This window comes from Thermus sp. FJN-A, from assembly GCF_054655095.1.
In genome coordinates, this window is record NZ_BAAHSC010000084.1 from 1 (window position 1) to 468 (window position 468).

A 468-nucleotide genomic window follows, 5' to 3' on the forward strand; every position below is an offset into this window, starting at 1 on the left:
GGGTCTCCGGGTGGACGGCCAGGACCAGGGTGGCCACCTCGGCGAAGGCCACCAGCCAGGGGACCACACTGGGGGTGAGGCCCGTGGCGTCGTCCACGACGAGGGTGACGGGGTTCACCCCTTCGGGGCGCTTGAGGGCCTTGAGGAGGCTCCTCGCCTTCTCCTCGTTCCCCGGGTAGCGCCTCTGCCAGGCCTTGAGGTCGGCCTCGAGGTCCCTCCCCCGCCCCACCCCTTCCACCGGGATTCCGGCGTCCCAAAGCCCCCGGAAGAGGTCCTTCAGGAAGGTCCCGAAGGGGGCCACCCGCTCCGTCCACACCACGGGGGCCCAGGCCTCGAGGGCGGGGAGGAGCTCCCTGAGGAGCGCCGTCTTCCCGTACCCCGGCGGGGCGGAGAGCACCACCCCCCTCCCGGCCCGCACCGAGAGGAGGACCGCCCGCCCCTCCTCCTTCCGGCCCACGAACATACTTA

Annotated in this window: 1 protein-coding gene; it reads right to left on the bottom strand. The window is 72.6% G+C overall.

From position 1 onward, the window contains the following. The coding region (locus ACYQ0J_RS00445; RefSeq protein ID WP_460170251.1) for an ATP-binding protein at positions 1 to 468 on the bottom strand (468 nt) is incomplete at both ends.